Source organism: Acinetobacter sp. A3, assembly GCF_012371415.1.
GTDB lineage: Bacteria > Pseudomonadota > Gammaproteobacteria > Pseudomonadales > Moraxellaceae > Acinetobacter.
This window is the reverse complement of the sequence record NZ_JAAZQW010000005.1, coordinates 18,387-43,346: the sequence shown is the minus strand read 5'-3', so window position 1 is coordinate 43,346 and position 24,960 is coordinate 18,387. Positions and strand designations below refer to the sequence as shown.

Below are 24,960 nucleotides of genomic sequence, written 5' to 3'. Positions count from 1 at the left end.
AAAACCACAACGTCACTTTATGACGCAGAAATTCGACAATAAATCCCAAACTTTCTATGATAATAGTGTAATAACAACAAAATAAAGGAAAAATATGCTCTTTCTTGATGACACGAACGATGCACAACCGCAACAACAATTCAGCCTCGATGTATCACAAAATGCTGCCTCTATTCAGCGACACATCTTAGCACTCTGTCAAAAGCATAAACCTGAAGTGATTGTCGCTGAAGGTATAGAGGCAAATTATATTTTAGAAAATTTACCTGAAATTCAACCTCACTGCGGTGCCATTGCCCTCAAACAACCAACGCTAGAAAATGTTTCTTTTGAAAAGTTACAACAAGCCTTTTTACAACGTGGGCAACAGCGTTTTTATAATGTAATCGTGATGCTATCTCAGGATCATCCTCAATTTAAACAATTGAGTCATTTATTTTATATGATCAAACCCGATGCTAACTTTGAGGCAGAAGTCGAATATTTACTCAATACCTACTTTCTACTAGGTGATGCAACAGACACAGATTAAATGACAAACCCTAAATAGCAAAACCTGCATGACACAACTAAAGTCAAAAAATAAAGCACCCGAAGGCGCTTTATTATGGATACAGTAGATACAGATTTACTGTCACTGATTATGGCTTAACCACCACCATCACCTGAATGGCTTCAGGCGTAACCGACAAACCATCCAACAAACTCAAACCTTCTTTTTGCAATTTCTGTAAGCGTGTAATTTCATCTTCACGAATACTTGGGTTAAATTGCTTTAAATAGCTTAAACGGTCAATTTCGTATTGCCATTTTTTGCTATATACATCTTTGGCTTGTTGCTTAAATTCAGGCAACGCAGCTTTGGCCAATTCCAAGGCTTGTGTATAACGTGCTTCGATTACATCGCGGCGTGCTTTCACCACTTGGCGGCAACTGTTGCCATCTAAATGATGTAAATAAGGTTTTAAAATTTCAGGTGCAATTTTTTGCGATAAGTCCTGACCTTTTTCACTCAATAAAACACGAACAAGTTGCTGCGGCAGACTCGATGGCAAGTTCAGCGCTTTCGGTGCAATTACATCCACTTTAAACCAAACTTCCAGTAATATCGAACCTTGTGGCAAGGCAGCAGATTTTAATACTGCAACGTTAGTACTACCGAACCCTTGAGTATTGATCATTTCCATCACACTTTCTGTGAATGGATGCTCTAGTGTTAGATATTGCGCATCTTCACGAATTTGTGCCTGATCACGATAAAAAGTCGCAGTCATGCCCTCTTCGTCTAAAGTCAAACCTTGAACTTGCATTTGATCCGTAGGTTTAATAATCACTGTACCGTTACTTTGCTCATCGAAGTCAATATTGGTCGAGGCCATAAAGCGCTTCATAAATATTGGCAAAGTGGTATTGTCATCATACTCTTCAAGTGCCTGCACAATTTCTTGTGCTACCACAGGACGGCATGAGTTGTACTCCAACAAACGATCTCGGCCTGCTTGTAATTCTGCTTCCAACGCTTCTCGCTGTACGCTTACTGCTTCCAATAAATCTTCAAACTGTTGTCCCAAATCTGCAAGTAAGCAGTCTTTTAAATCGACAATAAAGTTTTCTTGTAAGGTTTGTGCAGTTGGGGAAATGTTGCTGAAAATATTAAGTGCTTCGTTGTACCAACGGAACATACGTTCTTGTGCTGTACCAATTAAATATGGCACATGAATCTGAATACGGTTTTCCTGACCAATACGGTCTAAACGACCGATACGTTGCTCCAATACATCTGGGTTGGCTGGCAGGTCAAACAAAATCAGGTCTGAGGCAAACTGGAAGTTACGTCCTTCAGAACCAATTTCAGAACACAATAAAATTTGTGCGCCGTAAGAGTCTTCTGCGAAATACGCTGCCGCTTGGTCACGCTCAAGTAAGCTCATACCTTCATGGAACATTGCTGTACGAATACCTGCATGTAGGCGCAGCGCATTTTCAAGCGCCTCTACTACAGGGCCGCTACGCGCAATTAAAAGCACTTTTTTGTGTTTTAAATCGCTGCGCAAACGCTCCATTAACCACATCACACGTGGGTCAGTTTCCATCCAGCTACCATCGAGCTGTGCTTCTTCTGGCCACATTTGTTCACGTAATTTACCATCTTTAGACCAGTTTTCTGGTGCAGCCAATGGCGCAGGCTGACAATCACGACCTGGGAAACCTTGAATTGCTTCACGCGTGTTACGGAACAAAATACGCCCTGTACCGTGACGATCTAATAATTCGTGGATAGCACGGAAACGCTGCTCGGTATTATCTTCAATGCGATGTCCCAACAAACCTTCCAATGCTGCAAAATGGTTTTCTTCCAATGCAGTATCTGACATTAACACTTCAGCAATTTTTGCCGTATGTTGATATTGTGCTTCTTCATCCAAGAAACGATCTAGTGAACTAAAACGTTGTGGGTCAAGCAAGCGTAAACGTGCAAAATGGCTTTCTACACCCAATTGTTCAGGCGTTGCTGTGAGTAATAACACCCCTGCCGTTTGTTCTGCTAACTCTTCGACCAGATCATAGCGGTCATTGCCGCCTTCTTCTTCGCTCCACATTAAGTGATGCGCCTCATCCACCACCAGCAAATCAAAACCGGCTTCTAGGGCTTGCTCACGTAAATCATCGTGGTCAATCATTAAGTCGACTGAAGCAATAATACATTGTTCAGTTAAAAATGGATTCAGGTCAGGGTCATGTTCTTTAATAGATGCTGTGCGGGTTAGATCAAACAAAGAGAATTGCAGATTGAAACGGCGACGCATTTCAATCATCCACTGATATTGCAGAGAATCTGGCACCAAAATCAGGATACGTTCTGCACGCCCTGTTTTGAGTTGCTGATGGATAATCAAACCTGCTTCAATGGTTTTACCCAAACCAACTTCATCTGCTAACAGTACGCGTGGTGCAAAACGCTTACCCACTTCATGTGCAATATAAAGCTGATGCGGAATTAAACCGACACGTGAACCGACCAAGCCTCGTAATGGACTGCTTTGCATATTGGCTTGCATCAACATCGCTTCAATACGCAGGTCGTACCATTCTTTATAATCAATTTGGCTGGCAAGCAAGCGGTCTAAAGGTTTAGACAGTTGAATACTGGCCCCTATACGGGTTTCATTCAGTGATTTATGTTCTTCTGTGCCATCGGCTAAACGGCGTCCGACGTTATAGCGCAGCACCCCATGGCGGTCTTCTACAGATTCAACCGTCCACAGATTGCCTTCTTGGTCTTGAACTTCATCATTTACATTAAAAATAATACGCGATAAAGGTGCATTGTTGCGTGCATAGACACGGGTTTCATCACTTTTAGGGAATAAAATGCTGACCGATCGCTCATCTACATCAATCAGAACACCTAGTCCTAATTCTGTTTCTGTGTCTGATAACCAACGTTGACCAATAGCAAACTGCTGCAATTTTTCCACCTTTATTTAGAAGTTAGGACGTATAAATTTTTGCGCAAAACTTGATGAGTATTTGAGCAAAAATTCAGTGCGTATAGCAATATATTTTGACATAAAGCGCACTAAAAAGAGAGCCTAAAGCACAGGCTTTACATAATCTTTTTAGCTTAAAATGGGACTGGGCAAACAAACTGCACACGTTGTTCAGTTTGCGGATGCAAAAAACTCAATTCGGCAGCATGTAAACACAAACGCGGCATGAGTTGTTGTTGTTCTGGCGTAGCATATAAGGTATCGCCAATAATCGGATGACCTAAATATTGCATGTGCACCCGCAGTTGATGTGAACGCCCTGTAATCGGAGTTAGCTCTACACGGGTCACGGTTTGCCCCTGCAATTCAAACTGTTCCAACGCACGCCAATGCGTTAAAGCTGGTTTGTTATGGGTTGCATCGGCAATATGTAATGGAGGATGTGCAGGATCATACACCACAGGCACATCTACAGTGCCTTCACCTTGCAGTTGCCCTGCTACCAATGCTTGATAGGTTTTGTCGGTTTGGCGCTCTTGAAACTGACGTGAAATTCGCTTTTGCGCCCATTTGCTTAAAGCAAAAACCAAAATGCCAGAAGTATCACGATCTAAGCGATGTATCAGCAAAGTACGTGGTTCAATTTTAACTAAACGACTAATCAGACAATCTTGCAAATCGACTGTTTTACCTGGAACTGTGAGTAGACCTGCGGGTTTATGTATCACCATAAACTCATCATCACGATGAATCAGGTGTTCGCTTAGAAAATTACTCAATTTCAATTCCAGGCCGATCGTGAAAATAAGGCGGCAATGATAAAAAGCCTGACACAGAATTACAATGCAAAATTTGCGAATTCCAGATGAATTTTCCGATTTACATTCCTGAATCCGACAATCTGCTGGATTTTAAATCAGACCACTTTTAGAAATGTGTTTTTATGACGTAGATGATATGGGTGACTTTAAAATCTGCAGCAATTGCAACAAATTTAAGCTCGGTTGATAATCTTCATAACGGATATTGGCGCCATTGGCTCGCCACAATCCAACTAAGCTGACTATTGCCACAGAATCGAGCCCATAATCTTTTAAAGCAACATGTGGATCAATTTCTAAGGCTTCCATATTGAGCTGTTCTGCAAGAGCGAGCAAAATTCCTTTAGGGGAAAGAACATAGTCGGATGGTGCAGTTAAACTCCATAAACGATTCAGCGTATAGCTATTTACATGATGTAAGCCTTGCTTGGAAATAGTATCAATCCATTGAATATGCTGCTCTAAATTGGACAATAAAATGGCGTCATCCACCACACAAATTGTTTCTGTGACACTTTGCAAATAAGGCAAAACCTGTTTCAAAGCGGGTGTGATCTGCCCTGCAAAAATAAGCTGTGGATGACTCGCTGCATATTCTCCAAGTTGCTGCATCCCTTGAATCAGATCATCGCCATATAAATCGACAATTGGAATATCAAGTGCTTTGGCTTTGTTGCTAATTTGAATCAGATGCTGCATGAGTTGGCTTTCTAAAGCCCCAGACAAACTTCTGATATGGTGTAAACCGACTAACACTAAAACTGAAGTAGATGCATGCAGTGACCATTTGGCTTGTGATGCTGCCAATTGGATTTTTTTAGGCATGGGGTAAAACATGAGCGGCTCTTAAAAACAAAGTAATACTTCAATCATTCGATGTTTATTGTAGTTTACAATTGAGTTATCTTTTTGATGTTATTTTCCAAACCTTCATTATCATATGTTATTCCCAAGTAGAAATGTCCTACCTTAAAACCAAATAGAAATGTCCCATACAGACATTATGTTAAATAAGCATACAATTTGTTTCTTAATTCATTTAAATAGTTATTTTCTTTAATAATAGGAATTCCATCACTATGTAAGATGAGATCATTAATTGATCCCATTCCACCAAAACTAATACGCAATTGATACTTTGCATAATCGGGATCTTCTTGAAGACATAAGAGCATATTCTTATATGATTTTTCCCAAATTTCAAATCAAACTCTTCAAATAATGTTATCAGCTTTTAAATTATTAAGGCTCTAGACTTTCAATTTCATTGTTCATCAATTATTTAATTTCCCTAAAATTAACATAGTACAGCTTATACGCAATTCAATTTTTTATTCCATATAAATCACACTCTTACAGCATTCCAAAAAGCCCATTCATACCTGAGTGGGCTTTTTTAATGATTTGTCAGGTTCCACGCTTCATGTTGGAACAACTTTAGTTGAGTTTATTGAATTGAGCTAATCAATTTCTATTTTGAATTAGCTTTGCTGCGCCAAAAACTTCTCAATCGCCACCTGAGCAATTTCCGCATCTTCAAATGACTTGACGCCAGACACACCTATTGCACCCACCAATTGCTCTTGATAGATAATCGGCTCAGCACCTTCGAGCATGCCTGAAAAACTGTCTAGGCTGAGAAAACCTAATTGTCCATTTTTAATCAAATCTTCCAACAATTTAGTTGGGCAACGGCTGAGCGCAGAACACTTGGCTTTTTCCAAACTCAAACTTGCTGTCATTGGCGATGCACCATCCATACGTTTCATCGCCAAAGCAGAACCTGTTTCATCGACCACTGCAATACTGACATTAAAGTTATTCTGAATTGAGTATTGATGGGCTTGGTCTAATAAAAATTCCGCATCGCTTAAAGTCAAATAATGTTTGGTTTGCATCTCGCTATTTCTCTTAATCAAAGTCGTATAAAAAAGCCCGAACGAATTCGGGCCTAATGTTTTGCAAAAATAAAATGTTTAAGCTTTCATTTCCGCAAATGTTTCTTTCGCTGCTTGAATGGTGAAAGCAATATCTTCATCACTGTGTGCAGATGAAATAAAGCCTGCTTCAAATGCAGATGGTGCCAAGTTCACACCACGTTGCAACATACCGTGGAAAAACTTACGGAAAGCATCTACATCACATTTCAGCATAGAATCAAAACTAGTGATGTCTTCTTGATCGGTAAAGTACAAACCAAACATCGCACCAACTTGTTGCGTCTTGAATGGAATACCGACTTCATCTGCTGCAGCTTGCAAGCCTGTAAGCAATTTTTCCAGTTGTGCTGTTAGCTTTTCATAAAAACCTTCGGCACGTAAATGTTTGAACATTTCAATGCCTGCACGCATGGCCAATGGGTTACCCGACAAAGTACCGGCTTGATACACTTTGCCTAATGGTGCGATACATTCCATCACTTCACGCTTACCTCCGAAAGCGCCCACTGGTAGGCCTGCACCAATAATTTTACCCAATGTGGTCAAGTCAGGTTTAACACCATAATGTGCCTGAGCACCACCTAAACCAACACGGAAACCAGTCATTACTTCATCAATAATAAAGACTGAACCATGTTCATCACACACATCACGAATGGCTTGCAGGAAACCATCGATTGGTTTCACTAAGTTCATATTGCCCGCAACAGGTTCAACAATTACACCTGCAATTTCAGCACCGAATTTTGCAAAACATTCTTTTAAGGTTGCAATGTCGTTGTATGGAAGGGTTAAGGTGTGTTTAGCAAAATCGGCAGGCACACCCGCAGAAGTCGCCTCGCCCTCACCACTGGTCAAAAGTCCTGAACCTGCTTTTACTAACAAAGAATCTGAATGACCATGATAACAGCCCTCAAATTTCACAATTTTGTCACGGCCTGTATAACCACGCGCCAAGCGAATTGCAGTCATGGTCGCTTCTGTACCTGAGTTGGTCATACGCACCAATTCAATTGAAGGCATGATTTCACAAATAATATCGGCCAAGGTTGTTTCATGCACAGTTGGCGCACCAAAGCTCAAACCATCTTCTGCCGCAGCTTGCACTGCCTGAATAATTGCAGGATGTGCATGCCCTAAAATCATTGGTCCCCAAGAACCAACATAGTCAACATAGCGTTTGCCATCGACATCATACAAATAAGCACCTTTGGCTTTTTCAATAAACACAGGGGTTCCACCTACCCCATTAAATGCACGTACAGGTGAATTGACCCCACCTGGAATATGTTTATTGGCTTGTTTAAACAATTGTTCTTGCTTTGGAGATAAGCTCATGGAGGCACTCAACTTAAAAGATAAAATTAAAAATTAGGCTTCTGCATTAAAAAGAGCAGACCAATCATAAACTCGCTGTGCAACGGTGTGCATCGGACGATCCAATACATCACTCACTACTGCACACAAATCTACACCTGCATCAATCACAGGTTGACTATTTTCGACCGTTAAACCACCAATGACACAAATAGGCACATTCAAATTTTGCTTAGCATGCTGAATGGTATCTAGGCTGACCTGACTCGCTTCTGGTTTGGTTGGTGTTGGATAGACTGCGCCGAATGCCACGTAGTTAGCACCATCGGCGATGGCTTGTTCCGCCAGTTTCAATGAGTTATTACAACTGCGACCAATCAGAACATTTTTAGGTAAACGCGCGACCGCTTCAACAATTGAACCATCGTCTTGGCCCAAATGCACGCCAACGCCATATTTAACCGCTGTTTCAAGATCATCATTAATCACAAAAGGAACTTTGTATTGATCACACATCGATTTCATATATTCAATTTCGTAAGCCTGCTGTTCTTTCGGCACATTTTTACGGCGATATTGCAATACTGCCACTTCTGCGGTTGCCATTGCTCCTTCCAGCTTTGCCAACAGAAGTTCAATCGGATCATCATTGGTAATCAAATATAAACCGCGCATCATCCCAACCACACAAAATACAATGCGCGCATTATGACATATTCGGATGCACTACGGCAGAAGCCTGCGGATAAAAGCTAAATTTACTCAAATGCTATGCGCTTCATTTATAGAGATAAAAATTTTAAAAATACCCAATTCTAGTGATAGCCGCATCTAGCAAATTTAGTTTTAATTGAATTGCGCAAAACAAAGCAAGAACTGTAAAAAGTTCAATAAGATATGGATACTTGGTGATGTAGACTGAGCAATCCATAATGTTTACCTAACATAATAACAATATATTTAGGTAAGCCATTAGACACCCGAGGGTTTGTGCCAGAGCGCATGTGGGGGTGCGACAAATCATCGGGTGTCTAAATTTTTTAATAAACAATGTATTCAATGCAATTTTTTTTAAGGCTATCTCCAACTTACATCCTATAAAAGCTATGCTTAAAGGTATTAGATAGTTGATCTTTATTCATATTAAGTCGAAATTGCACAGCCATAAAAAAAGCCTAGAGAAGGTCGCTCTAGGCTTGGAAAGTCACAAATGTCATCAAATTGTCATATTAAATTTGATAGACACATTATTAGAATATTCACTCTAGTATTTCAAGAAAAAATTAATTTAATTTGTACATTTTTTATGAAAATAATCACACATCGGTAGTTTTTTGTCTAAATGGTATAAAAATACTTTTTATTCAACTTGGAATTTTATCTTTAGCACGGTTTTGTAAACTTAAATGACCGCGTAATACGTCGGCAAACATGCGCCAATCTGAAATGAAACTATATACAGGTTGTTTAAAACTGGCAGGTTTGTTTTTTTCAAATACAAAATGCCCAACCCATGCACAGGCATAGCCCGCAACCAAGCCATACAACACATATTTGGCTTTTTTATGCCGTATCGCTTTGCTCACACAATACAACCCAATACTGCTACCCGCCACGTGCAAACGACGACTCATGATATTGCGATGTTCAGTCAAATAAAAACGATAAAAAGTTGAGTAGTCTTGAATAGGCAATTCAAACTCAGGTTCTGGCGTCGGTTCAAATTCTGATTTTAATGCAGCGTTCATGTTCATCTTCCTGATGTTAATTGGCTTGGGCGAATTCTTATGCTTATTACCACACTCTAAACGATGCTCAAATAAAAACCAACCCATGAAAAAGCATCAGGTCAAGTCTTACATCTTTGCTGATTTTAGTTACAATCAACGGCACTTTTGCAAAACTCAAATTTTGCGCTTTATCACAAATTTATAATACCAATATGTTTGCTGCTTCATGGTAGCTTGCTTTATTTTCAGGACGTCATTCATGGTCGAAGTTGAATTAAAATTTCAAATTCCAGTCGCACGCCGCACTGCTTTACTCAAAACTTTAGACCCTAAAAAATCCACTCAAATTGCATTAAAAGCTTTGTATTTTGATACACCAACTCATGATTTAGCACAACACGGAGTAGCCCTTAGACAGCGTTTAGAAGGCCAACAATGGATTCAAACGTTGAAAGCTGCAGGACAAAGTCATTTTCACAGTTTTGAACATAACCACCCGCTCGAAACAACAGAGATACAAGACACTCCTCCACAGCTTGATCTGCACATTTATCAAAATACTCCAGAAGCACAGGCAATTTTACAGCATGCTTTGGGCACAAAATTCGATCAATTACAGCTTCAATTTGAAACGGATATTCAACGTACCTCACGGGTGATGACGTTAGAAGATACTGATATTGAAATCAGTTTAGACGTTGGCAAGATTCGTTGTGCAGATTCAGAAGTTGAGGTACACGAAGTTGAATTTGAGCTTAAACAAGGTTCGATTCAGCACCTGTTAGCCTTCAGCTTTGAATGGGTAAAAAAATTCCATTTGTGGTTAGATGTACGGAATAAAGCAGAAATTGGACATTTACTTTCGGTACAACAAAAAGTCAGCCCTGCAACATTAGCTAAAGAATTCCACTTTAGCAAAAAGGACAATGCAGACCAAAATTTACGCCTCTTGATTGCACAACAATTACAGCATTTGTTGCCTAATATTGCCGCTATTTCTGCACAAGTGGCGGAGCAAAGTCATATTGATCAGGCACAGCTTGCCTTGCAGCATTTACAATTCACCCTGTCGTTATTTAAAGACTGGTCTAAACATTTGGGTGATAAATGGGCCATGCAAATTGCAGCTTTTAAACAGCATTTTGACCATTTGCAGCACTTAGAACACATGCAGGCCACACTGGGTGCTTTTTTACAGAATCCAACCACAGCAGAAAACCTGAAAAAAGACACACTGTATGCACAGGAAAAACTGGTCAACTTAGTCCGCTCAACGCAAAATGTGCATCACTATTTAGAATTGCTCATGTTTAGTTTGGCACCAAACGACAGCACAGGTATTGACTTAAAAACTGCAGCACAGAATACCCTGCAACAACAATATAAACAGCTGCATGAACAACTACAGCAAAGCAATATTCATGACTTTGAAAGTTTAGATCAGCTGGCTTTGCGTATTCAGGAACTTAAATTTAGCTTCCCAGTTTTAACACATATTTATGATGTGAAAAATTTGCAAAAATATAGTAAAGCCCTGAATGATGCGCAACTGGCTGCACAGGAATATCAAATTTTGGCATCTTCTGCACAATATATTCAGCAAACGGAACTTGAAGCCAGCGACTGGTTTGTTTTAGGTTGGCTCACGGCTAAACAAGAAGTCTATGCACAACGTCTGTTAGAAGCGACAGAACAATTTATGGTGAGCCGTAAATTTTTAAAGTAATCACAAAAAATCATACATAGCAGCATGGGCACTCCCCCTGCTGCTTGGGCAAAACACCAACTTTAGATTTATTTTCCTTTTCAATCTTTTATTCACATTTTCTCTCTTGTTCATTTATAGATTTGCACTATAGTAAAAAGAACTTGGCTTGTTTCATCGAGGGTGTTCCCGATGTCTGAAATAGAATTAAAGTTTCAAATTCCGTCTACTTATCGTGCCGCATTTGAAAAAGCATTTAAAAAGAACAAACTGGTTCAGCAACAACGCTTATGGGCTAAATATTATGATAGCCCTGAACAGCACTTGGCCAAGCAGCGCATTGCACTGCGTCAGCGTTTAGAGGGTGATATTTGGCGTCAGACTCTAAAAGCACCCAGTCCACAACATTATGAACGCTTTGAGCTAGAGCATGAATTAGGATACGAAGCACCTGAACAATGCGACTTGGCATGTTATGAAAACCATAAACAAGCCAGAAAGATTTTGAAAAAAGCATTGGATGGTTCAAATGCGAATTTAACCCTGCAATTTGAAACCGATGTTTTGCGCTACAGCCAATTGGCACATTATAAAAACAGTCAAATTGAAGTTGCTTTTGACTTAGGTGAAATCCGCCAAGGCAAACAATCGGTAGAAATTTACGAAGTTGAGTTTGAACTCAAACAAGGTGAGATTGCAGATTTAATTGCCTATATTCAGCCTTGGATTAAGAAGTACCATTTGTGGCTCGATACACGCAGTAAATCACAACGTGGCAATATGCTGCATAACAATGAAAGTATGATTCCTGTGCAACAGCAAAGTGCTTTACAACTGGAACATCCAGAAAATATGCACGCACTGTTGGCACAAATTACCCAAAATTGTTTGGCACATTTACTACCGAATGCAACCGCCATTGCCAGTCAAGATTATGCCAGTGGGCATGTACACCAAGCGCGTGTCGCTATCCGCCGTTTACGCAGTGCCTTTAAAATCTTTGCTGAATACGATGCGCTGGCCAATCAAAACTGGGAAAGCCAATTGGCCACCCTGTTTCAGCAATTAGGCTCCACCCGCGATCAAGATGCCTTGCGTGAAAGCCTGATTCCACAACTTGAAAGTGCTGGTTCGCCAATTACAGAATTACCACCTGCGGCCAATGAAAATATTGCGATTGATGCGATTTTCCGCTCACCCACAACCACACTCTTACTTTTACAATTGATCAGCTTTAGCCATGCTTCGGCTGCTGAAGACCCTGAGCAAAAACCAATCAAGAAAATTTTGCGTAAACGACTGCAAAAAATGCATCAACAGATTTGTGAAGATGCAGGTCATTTCCAACAATTTGATGTAGAAACCAAGCACCGTACCCGTAAACGAGTCAAACGCTTGCGTTATACAGTTGAATTTGTCAGCAGTCTATTTGCAGAAAACGAAGTCAAAACATATTTAAAAACCCTAAAACCGTTACAGGAAACTTTAGGACATTTTAATGATTTGATGGTGGCACAAGGTTTATACGAAAGCCACGCTCAAACTGAACCCAAAACGTGGTTTGTATTGGGTTGGATTGCATCAGAAGAACGTCACATTTCCGTGCAGGCCGAGCAAGATTTACAACAATTTGCGCAAAGCGAACCATTTTGGTCATAGCTGATTGTTCAGTTTTGATAAATAAATAGCTCAACACAGTCATTAGGATTGTGTTGAGCTAAATGGTTTTGTGATCATTTTTGAATCACATTTATTACCACAAGATTTAATCAATACCCCCATACCTTCTAACGATACTTACCAAATACTTTCCAAGTCTGATTATCGGCTAAAGGGTCTTGATAGCTGTCACTGCGCTGTTTACGTGGCTTGTCACGAGCATCAACCAGTTCAAAATGCGGCTCTACACTTAAAACAATACCATTCACATAAAAACGGGTACGAGTATAGTCACTTTGCCCATGTTGAAACACGTAAGTGCGCAAATCAATAAACTCACGATGTGCTACCAGTGCTGCTGTATCATCACTATCTAACCAGCGCTGCATGGCCTGAATTTCAGATGGTTCAAATTGCCCACATTTTTCAATTAGACTGGCAATCCCCCGAAAAGTTTTAGACTCTTTAGCACGGGTTTTATTCACCCGAATTCGATCTACATGAAAATAAAACAACGGTAAATTTAAATGGCTAGGCAAATGAATGGCATCGATTACTTCATCTTGCATAAAAGGCTGGAATAAATCCTGAGCACGCTCAATTAACCCCGTCCACTGCCCATAATAATGTGCAACTTCGGCAGCAGTTCCATAGTAAATAGGCAGCCCTTCTACATGTGCAAGCTGTGCAGGTGGCCAAATATTTTGACGTAATAAGGCAATATCACTTTTTAAACTTTGTACTGCAATTGCATCTTGCATGACCCGCTCCAATCTTACTTAGGCTATTTTTAGATTAAGGCAAAGGTTTTGTTTCTGCAAGGCTTTGCCTATAATGAGGCATCTAAATTCTTAGCTTAGGAAAAGTTCATGGTTCAAAAGATTGAAGCAACCGATGTAACCGAAGAAGAAGCATTAAATGCCACTTTTTTTGAACGTGCCGATGAATTTATTAAACAGGCGAATGGCTTTTGTCACTTTGAAAAAGGCTCTACAGTAAAACCCGCTGAAATTCGTGGTCAGGTCAGTGCTGCCATGTTGTTCGCTACAGCGCGTTTTAATACTTGGGTCGCTGCCAATAACTTTAAAGATGGCAATGAAATGCGCGATGCCAAAGATCAGGTGATGTCGTATATTTTGCAGCAATTTCAAATGATGCTAGAAGATAACTACGACGAATACTGCGAACAGTTTGAAAACTATTTGCGCTTCCGTCATAACGAAGAGTTTCATACCAATAAACATGATCATTCACACGATCACGAACATTAAGTTCTGCATAAAAGCCCTATGGGGCTTTTTTAATGCGCTAGTTTTCCAATTTGTAGTTTTTCGATCAATACCCTTCCCTTTTGCAACGTGATGGCTTTGAATAGTGAAATAACAGCGTTATAAAAAAGGATGATTATGCAGAATCTAGGATTTGCACTCATTGATGCGCATATTCACCAATGGGACCCGTATAACACGCCACACAGCGCAAGATTGGCGGTAAAACTTTTGGGGAAACATCCCAATTTACTCGATAAAACCATCCGCTTGATTAAACCCAAAGCGCTGATTGAAACATTGGGACGCACAGAACACGTTACTTCAGCCTATTTACCTGAACACTATGCACGTGATTTAGGCTTTTATCCTGCCGAAAAAGTCGTGCATATTGAAGCCAACTGGCACGATCATAAAAGCAAAGGTGTGGTTGGTGAAACGGAGTTTATAGAACGCCTAGATTTTAAAAATAATGGTTTCGCCTTGGGTGCAATTGTGGCTGCCGCAGACCCGCGTGACCCAAATTTTAAGAAAATTCTAAAACTGCATCATAAAGCTTCACCGCATTTTTGTGGTATTCGCAAAATGGCTGCAGTGCATGAAGATCGTGGGATTTTTGCATGGGCAGATGAACCTAATTTGTATCGAAATAAAAAGTTTCTAAAAGGCTTTGAAGTCTTGGCACAATACAATTTAAGTTTTGATGCATGGACATATTCGACCCAACTGAGTGATGTCTTGGCACTGGCCAAACAGTTTCCTGAAACATCCATTGTACTTGACCATTTGGGCACACCTGCTGGACTGTTTGGACAGGTGGGCCATCACACAGGTGTGACAAAAACTGCACGGGAAAATATCCTGTTCCGCTGGCAGGAAGATATTGCAGAATTAGCACATTGTCCAAATGTTTACAGCAAAATATCAGGCTTATTCATGCCTGTTTTGGGGCACCAATTTCACCCACAAAAACGTGAAGCATCGAAACAGGAAATTATAGATTTGACCGCACCACTCATTCAGCATGCTTTGCAAAGCTTTGGTATGTATAGGTTAATGTTTGCCTCAAACTTCCCTATGGATCGAGTCAGTACCTCTTTGGTCAATTTAATTGATGCAACTAGCGATATTGTTGCTGCATATCATCCAAATGCTTTGCAACAAGTGTTTCATCATAACGCTAAACAGTTTTACCGCTTATAAAGCCGTGAAACAGCTTTTCAAAACGCTCCAATCAAACTTCAAGAAAAAAAAAGCGCATCGAAGTTGATGCGCTTTTTATGTGCCTGTTAAATACTAGATTGAATCTTATTTCTGTGCAGCTTTGGGTGTGACCATATCTGCTTGCACTTGACCGTATTGATCTGCCGCCACTTCCAGTAAATGTTCCAAATTTAAATATTTTTGAATCACAGCATCCACATCAGCTTTACTGAGTTTGGCCAAAGCCTGATCACGGCGTTCACGGAACAATAGATCACGCCCTTGTTCTAATTGCGGCACCAACATACGGTGGATACTGCGTTCATCCTCCAAAGCCGTAACACGTTTTTTTAGAATATCTGCTTTTGCTGCTTCAACTTCTTGCAGCGTAACACCATCACGGCGCAAGTCCATCAACACCTTATGAACAGCTTGCGATACTTGAGCCGACTTGCCTGCACTATACTGTGCCGAAATACTTAGCGCACCCGATTGCTCAAACTCACTTAGACTCAAGCCACTGTTAAAACCATAGACCAAAGCATTTTTTTCACGTAACTCTTGTGCCAAACGAGAAGACAATTGTGATTCACCTAAAATATAACTCAGCACCATCATGGCAGGTGTGTCTGGATGATTCACGCCCAAAGGTAAAGTCAGTAGACTCTGATAACTACCAAATTCACGTTGTTCTGCCAATACATGCAACTTTTGTGCAGGATATGCCGTGTATGCCGAATCTAGGCGTTGATATGGCTGATGACTTCGCCACTGCCCTAAACGCTTGCTCAATAGCTTCTGCATCGATTTCGGGTCGAACTCCCCTGTAATCGCAATATGGGCATGATCCATAGCAAAAAACTGACGATACAACTGCTGTACTTGTACCTGTGTCGCAGCTTGTAATTGCTGTTTGGCAAACTCTGGTTCAAAGTGATAGCGTAAATCGCCCTTTGGGTAAATTTCGATTAAACGTGCCATGGTCAACGCCGCTACAGTTTCAGGCTCGGTATAAGGTCGTTCTAAACTCGATAGACTTTGTGAGCGTATTAAATCGAACTGACTTTGTTCAAAGCTTGGGGCTTGCATCACATCTAAAACAAAGTTAAAAAATTCATCAAATTTTTCTTTTTTTGCCACAATTTGGATATGCATACTATTGGCATCGGCTTGGGCAAAAGCTGAACCGCCTGCGGCAATGGATTGATCTGCAATGTCTTGCAAACTATGTTCCTGTGAAGCCCGTAGCAATAAATATGCGGTTAAATCTAGAATTTCACCTTGCTTAAATAAAGTCTGAGCCGTACCTAAATTGACTGAAATAGCGGCATAGGTTTTATCATCACGGGTCGCTGTTGGAAATAATGCATACTTGGCCCCATTTTTTAAACTTCCACGCAGAATCTTTTTTTCATTTTTAATCAAAGACTGTTTGGATTTTTGCACATACTCTGCAACTTCGTGCTGATAACTTTGCACATCTTTTAAAGGGATAACAGGTGCATCTTGCTGATCTAAAGTTTTAGCAACGCTTGAATTATTTTTCGCTGTAAGTGCCTGTTTTTGATCTTCAGGTGTGGGTTGAATTTCGCCAATGACCCGATGTTCTGCGGTAAAAAACTGTTTTAAATGTCGATTCAACTCATCTACATTTAACTGCTGAATATCTTGTAAATCACGCCAATACTGCGTCCAGTCCCCCTGATAAGCCACCGCATAATCACTCAAGCGACCGCCCAAAGCTACTGCATCATTCATAACACTATCAGCTTGATTTTGAATCAGGTTTTTAACCCGTTGTAATTCTGCTGCATCAAAATTCTTGGCCTGCTCGATGCTCTTATTCAAACTAGCTTGTACTTGTTTAGCGTCGTGATTTGGCGCATACAATGCCCCCATCAGCACTAAATTAAAATCTTGATCTAGCCATGTGCTAGATTGCACCATGGTGCTTGTACCTGTTTCCACAAGATTTTGATATAAATGTCCGCTCGGCTGTAAGGTATGCAAATAAGGCGACAACACCAAAGCGGTTTTTAACTTTTCGTCCTTGCCATTTAAATACAAATTAAATTTTGCCAGTTGACTGCCCTTTTGTACGACAAAATTGCGTGGCTGAATTTTTTTGCTGTCCAATAACGGAACTTGCACCTGCTTTGGAATTTGACGTGCTGCAATTGGACTAAAATGCTGATCAATTTGCTTTAACACAGCAGTCTGATCAAACTTACCTGTCATAACCAAAACAGCATTATTCGGTGCATACCAAGTCCGATAAAACTGGTTCAATTCCTGCATTTTAATGGATTGCAGTTCATTTAAATCACCAATCGGTAAGCGTCCAAAATACTGATTCCCATAGGCCGATTTCCACACCTGATCCAACAAAACTGAAAATGGCTGATCCATACGTACTTCACGTTCGCGTTTCACGATCGCAATTTCAGCAGGTACGTATTTTTCTTGCAGCACCAGTTTGTCCATACGTTCAGCTTCTAGAAAAATCATTTCATTAACTGCACGTGTTTCAGGACGAATGATATTGGTATATTTGGTCGAGTAATAATCCGTGCTGGCATTGTGCATTAAGCTGTGTTGATCTAGACGGCGCTGAAACTCCTCTTCGGGCACATTTTTTGTACCTTTAAACGCCAAGTGCTCTAATAAATGTGCTAAACCACCTTTGCCTTGTGGGTCATTGAGTGATCCTGTCAAATACACCATATTCATAAAGACTTTGTTTTCTTTTTGATTAGGTGCAAGAATGACACGTAAACCATTATCTAGTTGATATTCTTGTATATCTTGTTTTGATTTAACTAAAACAGGCTGGGCAAAAACCACACCATTAAATGCTAACACACATAAAGACAAGCTCAAGGTTTTCAAACGTAGCAACATTATTTTTCCGATAAATTTCATTTTATTTTTGACTGCTACAGCGCACAGTCATCACGCATTTTTGCCAAAACAGCTTAACAAGATGTACTTCTTTAAACAGTAAAAATTTGCAAAATTCAGGATTTAAATCAAACAACCAACACACTGCCAAATTGGACTTAAAGCATAATTTCACCCTGTAGATATAACTGGGCATAACCTGAAATTTCAATGCGCTCATGGTCTAGCACACAGCAATACAACACCCCACCACGTTGTGAAGCCTGATAAGCCACCAATTCAGTTTTCCCTAATAGTTCTGCCCAAAGCGGGGCAATTGCTGTATGAATCGAACCTGTTACAGGGTCTTCAGGAATACCCATGACGGGCGCAAAATAACGTGAAACACAGTCATAATCGGCTTGTGAAGATGCTGTAATTGCAACATCAACACTTGAACATGCGGCAGTTAAAGCAGTTCGTAACTGTCCAAGCTGTTTTAATAATTCTAGATTCGGCTGCTCGTCTAGTACATCTTGCACAGATTCATATTCCACAATATAAGCTTGCGCATTCAGATATACATTTTTAAATGGCTTGCTCAGTGCCTGTCGCAAAACTGCAGGATATTCCTTGACTAACTTGGCACGACGGATTGGAAAATTCATGCAGATTTTGCCATCTGGCTGTTGATGTACCGTAAAAATACCCAAATTTTTCACATGAAATTGAATGGTTTTGGCAGCGGTATAGTCCTTAAATATGACAAAGCTACTTGCAAGCGTCGCATGTCCACAAAAATCAACTTCGGTGGTCGGGCTAAACCAGCGGATTTCAAAGTTTTCAGCATCCAACATTTTCACAAATGCGGTTTCTGATAGATTATTTTCCTGTGCAATATGTTGCATCAAGTCATCGTCTAACCATGTATCAAGTAATACAACTGCAGCAGGATTGCCTTTAAATAATGTATGGCTAAAAGCATCGACTTGATAAATTTTCATGGCTAAACGGTTTGTCCTAAAAAAGATAGCATCGACCTAATATAAATAGGCTTGAAACGGAAATGGTTAAAAGATTTGATATTTACACAATATTTGATCTGAAATTAACGTGCACTTGCCTGTAAATATGGATAAGGATTCACTGCTCCTTGCTCACGTACATAAATGCCATAATGCAAATGTGGTGGTGTGTTTTGGGCATTGCCTGTTGTGCCAACAAAACCAATGACTTCTCCAGCCTGTACCCAATCTCCCGCTTGAATGTGTTCGGCATAATCATCAAGGTGCGCATAATAATGCTGGCTTAATGCAGGCCCTGTAATCCAAACAACTTTACCACCCAAACGGTCTAAACCAATTTTATGCACAATGCCATCTGTCGCAGCAATGACGGCTGTACCACGCGCTGCAAAAATATCAGTCCCCTGATGCTTACGGCCTTCGCTGCGGGCTGCACCCCATGTATCTTGTATTTGACCTATATTTACTCCTTTCACGGGAATTTGTAATGGAGTCCCAGCCAGTTCAGTTTGTTGCAATTTCCAGTATAAATACGGGGTTTGAATTCCTGCAGATTCACCAGACACAGGTGGCTGACATGCACTAAGCAAAGCCAACATTGAGAAGATAAGTGAGAGTTTTAAGCACCAACGACCTTGTTGCATAACATCCTAATTTTTATTCATATCAGTTTTATCTTAATTTTATGCACTATAGATGCCTAGCCTGTTTCTGTAATTTTAAATGCACACACTAAAAATAATTGCCAATATGCAATACTTTCTGTTGTTCTTATCGCATAATAGCGACATCCAAACCCACTTTATTTGAGTTTTAATTGGGAAATAATATTTTCCTCATTTTAGACAACTCACTTTATCTCCAATTTGTTGAATTTAAAGAAGCATTTCTTATGAAAATCGTCATCCTGAACAAGCCATATGACGTTCTCTCTCAATTCCGTGAGGATGAAAAACACCTCACCATGTCTGCTTTTGTAGACGACCCTGACTTACGTTTAGCAGGGCGTTTAGATATGGATTCGGAAGGCTTGGTATTCCTAACCGATCATGGCGGCTTAAATCAGTTTATTACCAACCCTGCCAATAAAAAATACAAAACCTACTTGGTACAAGTCGAAGGTGATGTCACAGAAGAAGCTTTAGCACAACTACGCAAAGGTGTAGAGCTTAAAGATGGTATGACTTTACCTGCACAAGCACACAAAGTAGATGAACCAGAATGGTTATGGGAGCGTGATCCACCTGTCCGTTTCCGTGCTTCTGTTCCGACCTCTTGGGTTGAAATCTCAATTTGCGAAGGACGCAACCGTCAAGTACGCCGCATGACTGCTGCTGTTGGTTTTCCAACCCTGCGTTTGATTCGTACTAAAATAGGTTCAATCGACTTGGTACAACTTGGCTTGCAACCTGGTGAAACCAAAGAAATTGAACCGTTGTTGTATCCTGACTTTAAAGATGTCCCTGCGGCAGAGCCATATCGCTCGCGTTCTTATGTGAAAAAACCAGGTGGTACGGGCGGCAAGCCAATGCATCAAAAGAAAAATAAAGATGGTACGCCTAAGAAAAAATCTGGTACGCCACGTATTTGGCAAATGGAAGAAGGTGAAAAACCACGTCGTAAGACCAATGGTACAACACGCCCAAATACCAAAAGCCGTGGACGTCGGGCGCGTTAATGCTTGAGTGCCGCATTAGCTCAACACAAAAAATGGATGCCAAAGCATCCATTTTATTATTGCAGAATTTTAAAATTAACTTCAAATCAACCTTTTAACCACAATTCCACTTTCGCCTGATCTTGCAGTTTTAATTCAACTTCATGTAATTCAGTCTGTGCAGCATTCACTTTAAAGGTCATCAACTCATCACGGCGGAAAGCATGAACAGTATAAGCTGCATCTTGTTTAGCATATTGCTCAAGCGACTTTGTCGTAGCTTTTAAACCATCTATCGCAACAATCACGTCATGTGCAGAAAGCCCTGCTTTTGCAGCCGCACCTTCACGACGCGCAGCTTGGACCAACACCCCTTCAGGCTTATCTGTCAGTTTCAGACCAAATGGCAAAGACTTGTCCTGCTTAAGCTGATACTGAATACCAAATTCAGGCAATAACTGATCTAAAGGCAATTCATCTGTCGTGTTGATTAAATGATGGATTTGCTCTGACCAATCATCTCCTGTCAACTCTTTACATAACTCAAAAATTGTACGCTCATGCACTTGAATGCCCTGTTGCGCATTGGCATATAATTTCTGCATTAAGGCATCTAAACTTGAACCACGTAAACGCAAGCCCAAATCTAAGCACAAAGCAACCAAACAGCCTTTGTTATAGTAGCTGGTTCCTGCATGGTTCGAGTTTTCATCCTGACGATAGAACTTCACCCATGCATCAAAACTTGATTCTGCCACAGTTTGAATCGCACGCCCTGGGTTTTGTAAATAGCGATCAATTTGTGCTTTAAGTAATTCTAAATACGCTGCCTGATCAATCACGCCACTGCGCAATAATAACAAGTCATCGTAATAAGAAGTAAAACCTTCAAAAATCCATAACAGTGAGGTATAGCCTTCTTGATTCAAGTCATAATTAACAAAGTTTTCAGGGCGAATGAATTTGACTAACCAACTATGGAAATACTCATGACTACACAAGCCTAAAAAGCGCTGATAATCTTTAGATGGTTGTTCAGGCTCATTGGCTTTAGGTAAATCATCACGTGGTGTAATCAGGCTAGTACTGTTTGGATGCTCCAAACCACCATAACTATTGCCTGTTGCCATGGTCATAAAGGTATAGTTTTCAAATGGCGCAGAACCAAACATAGCAATTTGTGTAGCGCAGATTTTTTCAATATCTTGCTGCATACGCACAGCGTTCATCGCGTGTTTGCCCGATACCACAAATTCATGTGGAATATCTGCTGCGCTAAAACTAAAACGGGTTTGTTCTGCCAATTCAAATGGCGCATCAATCAATTCTGCATAATTTTTGGCTTTTAAGGTATACCGCCCTTTCACCAAACTTTTTGCAGCCAAACCTGTCGCAAGTTGAAAATGCTTTAATTCATCTGGTAAAAATAATTCGACTTCAACTGCTTTATCTTCCTGACCATCTAAGCCCAAACAAGCACAGGCAGGATTGACATATAAACGGGTCTGATCGACATAAGCGCCACGCACCGACAAATCATAGGCATAAACATCATATTCCACCGTAATCAATTCATGGTCGGTATTGAACAAACGCCATTTATTCTTTGCAAATTTCTGAATTTTGAGGATGCGCCCCGCCTCATCATAAGCACGCACCGACTCAATATGTTTTGAAAATTCACGAATTAAATAACTGCCTGGAATCCAAGTGGGTAATGATAAAACCTGAGTAGGATTAGCCAAAAAACGCACGGTGACATGCATAAGATGCTGACGATAATCGTCAAATTCGATTTGATAATGCAACATAATGGGCAATACAAAATGTATAAATAAGAACTTGGCCACAAGCTTAACATTTTTTTAGCAATTGATGCGTCATCGCCTGATTTGTGGGTATTTTTGGCTAGTCATTCGGCAAAAAAAAGCATAGCATGCCTAAGTCACTCGACACCGATTTTACTGTTTAGACACCATTACAGCACCAACGGACTGGTGTACATAAGGAACTTCTTTGAAACGTGTTATTTATCTGATTGCGCTACTCTGCTGGCTTTGCAGCGCAATCACACATGCCGCATTATTGAATATCCAAGCCGAAAGTGTTGAAGCCGAAGCTTGGGCAATTTTAGACCCACAATCTGGACAAATCATTGCAGAGCACAATAGCCACGTACAACGTGCGCCTGCGTCACTGACCAAAATGATGGTGTCCTATATTGTGCTAAAAGATATTCAGGCAGGTAAATTAAACAAGCATGAAATTTTGACCGTAACACCTGTGGTACAGCAAGTGATGTGGGATGAATCACAAATGTACTTAAAAGCAGGTGAACAAATTTCGGTAGATCAATTGTTGGCTGGGCTAATTATTATGTCTGCCAATGATGCTGCGCTGACTTTGGGTGAACGAGTTGCAGGTGGTGTACCGCAGTTTATTGCTCGAATGAATCAGGAAGCACAAGCGCTGGGCATGCAAGATACACTGTTTCAGAATCCATCTGGCGTAACCATGCCAAACCATTATTCTTCTGCGGCAGACATGGCCCGTTTGGCACAAGCTATTGTGACCGAAACACCTGATTATTTGACCTACTCTAAACAGACCAGTTTTACCTATAATCAGCACTATCACCGTGCGACCAATATTTTATTAAAACAAGACCCGAGTGTAGATGGTTTAAAAACAGGTTATACCAAAGCAGCGGGATATAACCTTGCTTTAACCGCAAACCGCCCAACGTTAGACAGCGATGCACCAAAACGTCGTTTAGTGGTGGTAGTTATGGGCACCAAAAGCGTACAAAAACGTGCTGAAGTCGCGCATAAATTGTTAAATTTAGCCTATAGCTACACCCGTAACGAGCTTGCAATTAAACCAAAACAAATGATTGCTGAACTCCCTGTCGTAAAATCGACATTACGTATGTTTAAAATTGAAAGCAGCCAACCAAAGTTTGTGACAACATCTTTATACGAACGTGCAGATGCGATTGATTTAGCAGCATTTGACCAAAATACTTTACGCCTGCAAGTGGCAACAGCAGATGGCCTGCTACATAGCATTGAGCCTGCACAACGGACTCAAACCCACTTGAACATTGAATTGTCAGAAAAGTTACTGACTGCCCCACTTGAGCAAGTTATGAAGTTAGCAACGGTGCATGTCTATCAAAATAATCAATTGATTAATAGCTTCGCAATTGAAGAACAAGTGCAAATTGCAGAAGCCAATATTTTTGAACGTATTATGATGTGGTTTGGAAACTTGTTTAATTTCTTCGGGCAGCAAACTGCAGAAGATCAACATACTTCTTTGGGTTAGAACTAAAACATCACTCAGTTTTAATATAGTGAAGATGGGCCATGTCCCATCTTTTCTATTGTCATCTACACATTACAAAAAGCTGGCAGAATCAGTTGCAGCGAAAAACCGTAAAAATTTGCAGACTTGCATATTTTTGCATTGAAATAATAAACTTTGCCCTTATTAATTAAAAAATGTCATAAAAAACTTGGAAAAGTGAAGAATTTGCAGAAATGTCTATAACAAATTCCACATTTCACTTTATGATGTACCCTTAAAAAATTGAATGGATCAATAACATGACTGCTATTGCAAATGACCTCGTGGTTTCTTTCCACTACACATTGACTAACGCAGAGGGTGAAACTCTCGACAAATCTCAAGGTGAACCACTTGCCTATTTGCATGGTGCAGGTAACATCATCCCTGGTTTAGAAAAAGCGTTAGAAGGTAAAACAGTAGGCGAAAAATTTACTGTAAACGTACCTGCTGCTGAAGGTTATGGCGAATACAACCCAGACCTAGTTCAAGAAGTTCCTGCACAAATGTTCCAAGGTGTAGACAACATCCAACCTGGTATGCAATTCCAAGCGCAAACTGATGATGGCGTTCAAATTGTAACTGTAAAAGCGGTTGAAGGTGACAACGTTGTTGTAGATGCAAACTTCCCACTTGCTGGTCAAGATTTAACTTTTGAAGTTGAAATCGTTGAAATCCGTGAAGCTTCTCAAGAAGAATTAGATCACGGTCACGTACACGGTGCGGGTGGTCATCACCACTAAGATCATCTGATCAAATGAAAAGGCAAAGTTATATAACTTTGCCTTTTTGTTTTTATTTTGGAAAGTAATCTTCAAGTCTTATCATTATTATTCTGCGCTATACATTGCCGATTTATTGAGCAAACAAACTTTTTTCATTGAACACAAGGCTGCACAGCCATGCTTATAATGAG

The 24,960-nt window shown here is 40.3% G+C and carries 20 protein-coding genes; 8 read left to right on the top strand and 12 right to left on the bottom strand.

Translation table 11 applies throughout. The annotated features are described in order from the left end of the window. Window positions 1-94 precede the first annotated feature (94 nt). Window positions 95-532, top strand: coding sequence for a hypothetical protein (locus HHA42_RS03215; RefSeq protein ID WP_168461348.1), 438 nt, complete (start codon window positions 95-97; stop codon window positions 530-532). 109 nt (window positions 533-641) lie between these two features. Here the strand turns inward: HHA42_RS03215 and rapA are convergent, their stop codons facing one another. The 7 genes from rapA to HHA42_RS03180 form a co-directional block, all read right to left on the bottom strand. Further along, on the bottom strand, window positions 642-3,479 hold the full coding sequence (gene rapA / locus HHA42_RS03210) for an RNA polymerase-associated protein RapA (protein WP_168461346.1): 2,838 nt from the start codon (window positions 3,477-3,479) through the stop codon (window positions 642-644). 146 nt (window positions 3,480-3,625) lie between these two features. Next, entirely contained in the window at window positions 3,626-4,270 is a 645-nt protein-coding gene (locus HHA42_RS03205) for an RluA family pseudouridine synthase (RefSeq protein WP_168461344.1), read from the bottom strand. A 162-nt stretch (window positions 4,271-4,432) separates the two neighbouring features. After that, window positions 4,433-5,149 (bottom strand): acyl carrier protein, encoded by a 717-nt coding sequence (locus HHA42_RS03200; protein WP_168461343.1) that lies wholly within the window; start codon window positions 5,147-5,149, stop codon window positions 4,433-4,435. 644 nt (window positions 5,150-5,793) lie between these two features. Beyond that, on the bottom strand, window positions 5,794-6,210 hold the full coding sequence (locus HHA42_RS03195; protein ID WP_168417964.1) for a heme-binding protein: 417 nt from the start codon (window positions 6,208-6,210) through the stop codon (window positions 5,794-5,796). 78 nt (window positions 6,211-6,288) lie between these two features. After that, the gene (gene hemL / locus HHA42_RS03190) at window positions 6,289-7,590 is read right to left on the bottom strand and encodes a glutamate-1-semialdehyde 2,1-aminomutase (protein WP_168417965.1); all 1,302 of its coding nucleotides are present in this window, start codon (window positions 7,588-7,590) and stop codon (window positions 6,289-6,291) included. Window positions 7,591-7,623: 33 nt separating this feature from the next. Then, on the bottom strand, window positions 7,624-8,244 hold the full coding sequence (gene thiE, locus HHA42_RS03185) for a thiamine phosphate synthase (RefSeq protein ID WP_168417966.1): 621 nt from the start codon (window positions 8,242-8,244) through the stop codon (window positions 7,624-7,626). Between the two features lie 689 nt (window positions 8,245-8,933). Continuing rightward, a complete protein-coding gene (locus HHA42_RS03180) occupies window positions 8,934-9,317 on the bottom strand; it encodes a DUF962 domain-containing protein (RefSeq protein WP_168417993.1) in 384 nt (127 codons plus the stop codon). Between the two features lie 241 nt (window positions 9,318-9,558). On the opposite strand from HHA42_RS03180, the gene HHA42_RS03175 reads away from it, so the two are divergent. Both HHA42_RS03175 and HHA42_RS03170 read left to right on the top strand, forming a co-directional pair. Continuing rightward, the gene (locus HHA42_RS03175) at window positions 9,559-11,025 is read left to right on the top strand and encodes a CYTH domain-containing protein (protein WP_168417967.1); all 1,467 of its coding nucleotides are present in this window, start codon (window positions 9,559-9,561) and stop codon (window positions 11,023-11,025) included. A 171-nt stretch (window positions 11,026-11,196) separates the two neighbouring features. Next, window positions 11,197-12,663 (top strand): CHAD domain-containing protein, encoded by a 1,467-nt coding sequence (locus tag HHA42_RS03170; protein ID WP_168461341.1) that lies wholly within the window; start codon window positions 11,197-11,199, stop codon window positions 12,661-12,663. A 128-nt stretch (window positions 12,664-12,791) separates the two neighbouring features. On the opposite strand, the gene HHA42_RS03165 is transcribed toward HHA42_RS03170, so the two are convergent. Then, window positions 12,792-13,424 carry a hypothetical protein gene (locus HHA42_RS03165; protein ID WP_168417969.1) on the bottom strand — a complete coding sequence of 211 codons (633 nt, stop codon included), beginning with the start codon at window positions 13,422-13,424 and terminating at the stop codon, window positions 12,792-12,794. A gap of 108 nt (window positions 13,425-13,532) precedes the next feature. Here HHA42_RS03165 and HHA42_RS03160 point away from each other — a divergent pair, with 108 nt between their 5' ends. Together HHA42_RS03160 and HHA42_RS03155 are read left to right on the top strand one after the other, a co-directional pair. Beyond that, window positions 13,533-13,934, top strand: coding sequence for a DUF3144 domain-containing protein (locus HHA42_RS03160; protein ID WP_168525425.1), 402 nt, complete (start codon window positions 13,533-13,535; stop codon window positions 13,932-13,934). A gap of 135 nt (window positions 13,935-14,069) precedes the next feature. Beyond that, window positions 14,070-15,134 (top strand): amidohydrolase family protein, encoded by a 1,065-nt coding sequence (locus tag HHA42_RS03155; RefSeq protein WP_168461339.1) that lies wholly within the window; start codon window positions 14,070-14,072, stop codon window positions 15,132-15,134. Window positions 15,135-15,239: 105 nt separating this feature from the next. Here the strand turns inward: HHA42_RS03155 and HHA42_RS03150 are convergent, their stop codons facing one another. The 3 genes from HHA42_RS03150 to HHA42_RS03140 form a co-directional block, all read right to left on the bottom strand. Continuing rightward, window positions 15,240-18,035, bottom strand: a complete 2,796-nt coding sequence (locus tag HHA42_RS03150) for a M16 family metallopeptidase (protein ID WP_168461337.1) — start codon at window positions 18,033-18,035, stop codon at window positions 15,240-15,242. 158 nt (window positions 18,036-18,193) lie between these two features. Further along, window positions 18,194-19,018 carry a PhzF family phenazine biosynthesis protein gene (locus tag HHA42_RS03145; RefSeq protein WP_168461335.1) on the bottom strand — a complete coding sequence of 275 codons (825 nt, stop codon included), beginning with the start codon at window positions 19,016-19,018 and terminating at the stop codon, window positions 18,194-18,196. A gap of 104 nt (window positions 19,019-19,122) precedes the next feature. After that, window positions 19,123-19,683, bottom strand: coding sequence for a M23 family metallopeptidase (locus tag HHA42_RS03140; RefSeq protein WP_168417973.1), 561 nt, complete (start codon window positions 19,681-19,683; stop codon window positions 19,123-19,125). A 248-nt stretch (window positions 19,684-19,931) separates the two neighbouring features. Here HHA42_RS03140 and HHA42_RS03135 point away from each other — a divergent pair, with 248 nt between their 5' ends. Beyond that, window positions 19,932-20,717, top strand: a complete 786-nt coding sequence (locus tag HHA42_RS03135) for an rRNA large subunit pseudouridine synthase E (RefSeq protein WP_168417974.1) — start codon at window positions 19,932-19,934, stop codon at window positions 20,715-20,717. 86 nt (window positions 20,718-20,803) lie between these two features. Here the strand turns inward: HHA42_RS03135 and HHA42_RS03130 are convergent, their stop codons facing one another. Then, window positions 20,804-22,507: a M61 family metallopeptidase gene (locus HHA42_RS03130; protein WP_168461333.1), complete on the bottom strand. Its 1,704-nt coding sequence runs from the start codon at window positions 22,505-22,507 to the stop codon at window positions 20,804-20,806. Between the two features lie 205 nt (window positions 22,508-22,712). On the opposite strand from HHA42_RS03130, the gene HHA42_RS03125 reads away from it, so the two are divergent. Both HHA42_RS03125 and slyD read left to right on the top strand, forming a co-directional pair. Then, on the top strand, window positions 22,713-24,023 hold the full coding sequence (locus HHA42_RS03125; RefSeq protein ID WP_168525424.1) for a D-alanyl-D-alanine carboxypeptidase family protein: 1,311 nt from the start codon (window positions 22,713-22,715) through the stop codon (window positions 24,021-24,023). Window positions 24,024-24,304: 281 nt separating this feature from the next. Then, window positions 24,305-24,787 carry a peptidylprolyl isomerase gene (gene slyD, locus HHA42_RS03120; RefSeq protein WP_168417977.1) on the top strand — a complete coding sequence of 161 codons (483 nt, stop codon included), beginning with the start codon at window positions 24,305-24,307 and terminating at the stop codon, window positions 24,785-24,787. The last annotated feature ends 173 nt before the right edge of the window (window positions 24,788-24,960 follow it).

Coding starts and splice junctions, on each gene's coding strand:
- HHA42_RS03180 (WP_168417993.1), bottom strand. CDS start 9,317: ATGAACGCTGCATTAAAATCAGAATTTGAACCGACGCCAGAACCTGAG.
- HHA42_RS03195 (WP_168417964.1), bottom strand. CDS start 6,210: ATGCAAACCAAACATTATTTGACTTTAAGCGATGCGGAATTTTTATTA.
- HHA42_RS03145 (WP_168461335.1), bottom strand. CDS start 19,018: ATGAAAATTTATCAAGTCGATGCTTTTAGCCATACATTATTTAAAGGC.
- HHA42_RS03165 (WP_168417969.1), bottom strand. CDS start 13,424: ATGCAAGATGCAATTGCAGTACAAAGTTTAAAAAGTGATATTGCCTTA.
- HHA42_RS03200 (WP_168461343.1), bottom strand. CDS start 5,149: ATGTTTTACCCCATGCCTAAAAAAATCCAATTGGCAGCATCACAAGCC.
- HHA42_RS03135 (WP_168417974.1), top strand. CDS start 19,932: ATGAAAATCGTCATCCTGAACAAGCCATATGACGTTCTCTCTCAATTC.
- HHA42_RS03170 (WP_168461341.1), top strand. CDS start 11,197: ATGTCTGAAATAGAATTAAAGTTTCAAATTCCGTCTACTTATCGTGCC.
- HHA42_RS03150 (WP_168461337.1), bottom strand. CDS start 18,035: ATGTTGCTACGTTTGAAAACCTTGAGCTTGTCTTTATGTGTGTTAGCA.
- HHA42_RS03175 (WP_168417967.1), top strand. CDS start 9,559: ATGGTCGAAGTTGAATTAAAATTTCAAATTCCAGTCGCACGCCGCACT.
- slyD (WP_168417977.1), top strand. CDS start 24,305: ATGACTGCTATTGCAAATGACCTCGTGGTTTCTTTCCACTACACATTG.
- hemL (WP_168417965.1), bottom strand. CDS start 7,590: ATGAGCTTATCTCCAAAGCAAGAACAATTGTTTAAACAAGCCAATAAA.
- HHA42_RS03215 (WP_168461348.1), top strand. CDS start 95: ATGCTCTTTCTTGATGACACGAACGATGCACAACCGCAACAACAATTC.
- thiE (WP_168417966.1), bottom strand. CDS start 8,244: ATGCGCGGTTTATATTTGATTACCAATGATGATCCGATTGAACTTCTG.
- HHA42_RS03140 (WP_168417973.1), bottom strand. CDS start 19,683: ATGCAACAAGGTCGTTGGTGCTTAAAACTCTCACTTATCTTCTCAATG.
- HHA42_RS03160 (WP_168525425.1), top strand. CDS start 13,533: ATGGTTCAAAAGATTGAAGCAACCGATGTAACCGAAGAAGAAGCATTA.
- HHA42_RS03130 (WP_168461333.1), bottom strand. CDS start 22,507: ATGTTGCATTATCAAATCGAATTTGACGATTATCGTCAGCATCTTATG.
- HHA42_RS03155 (WP_168461339.1), top strand. CDS start 14,070: ATGCAGAATCTAGGATTTGCACTCATTGATGCGCATATTCACCAATGG.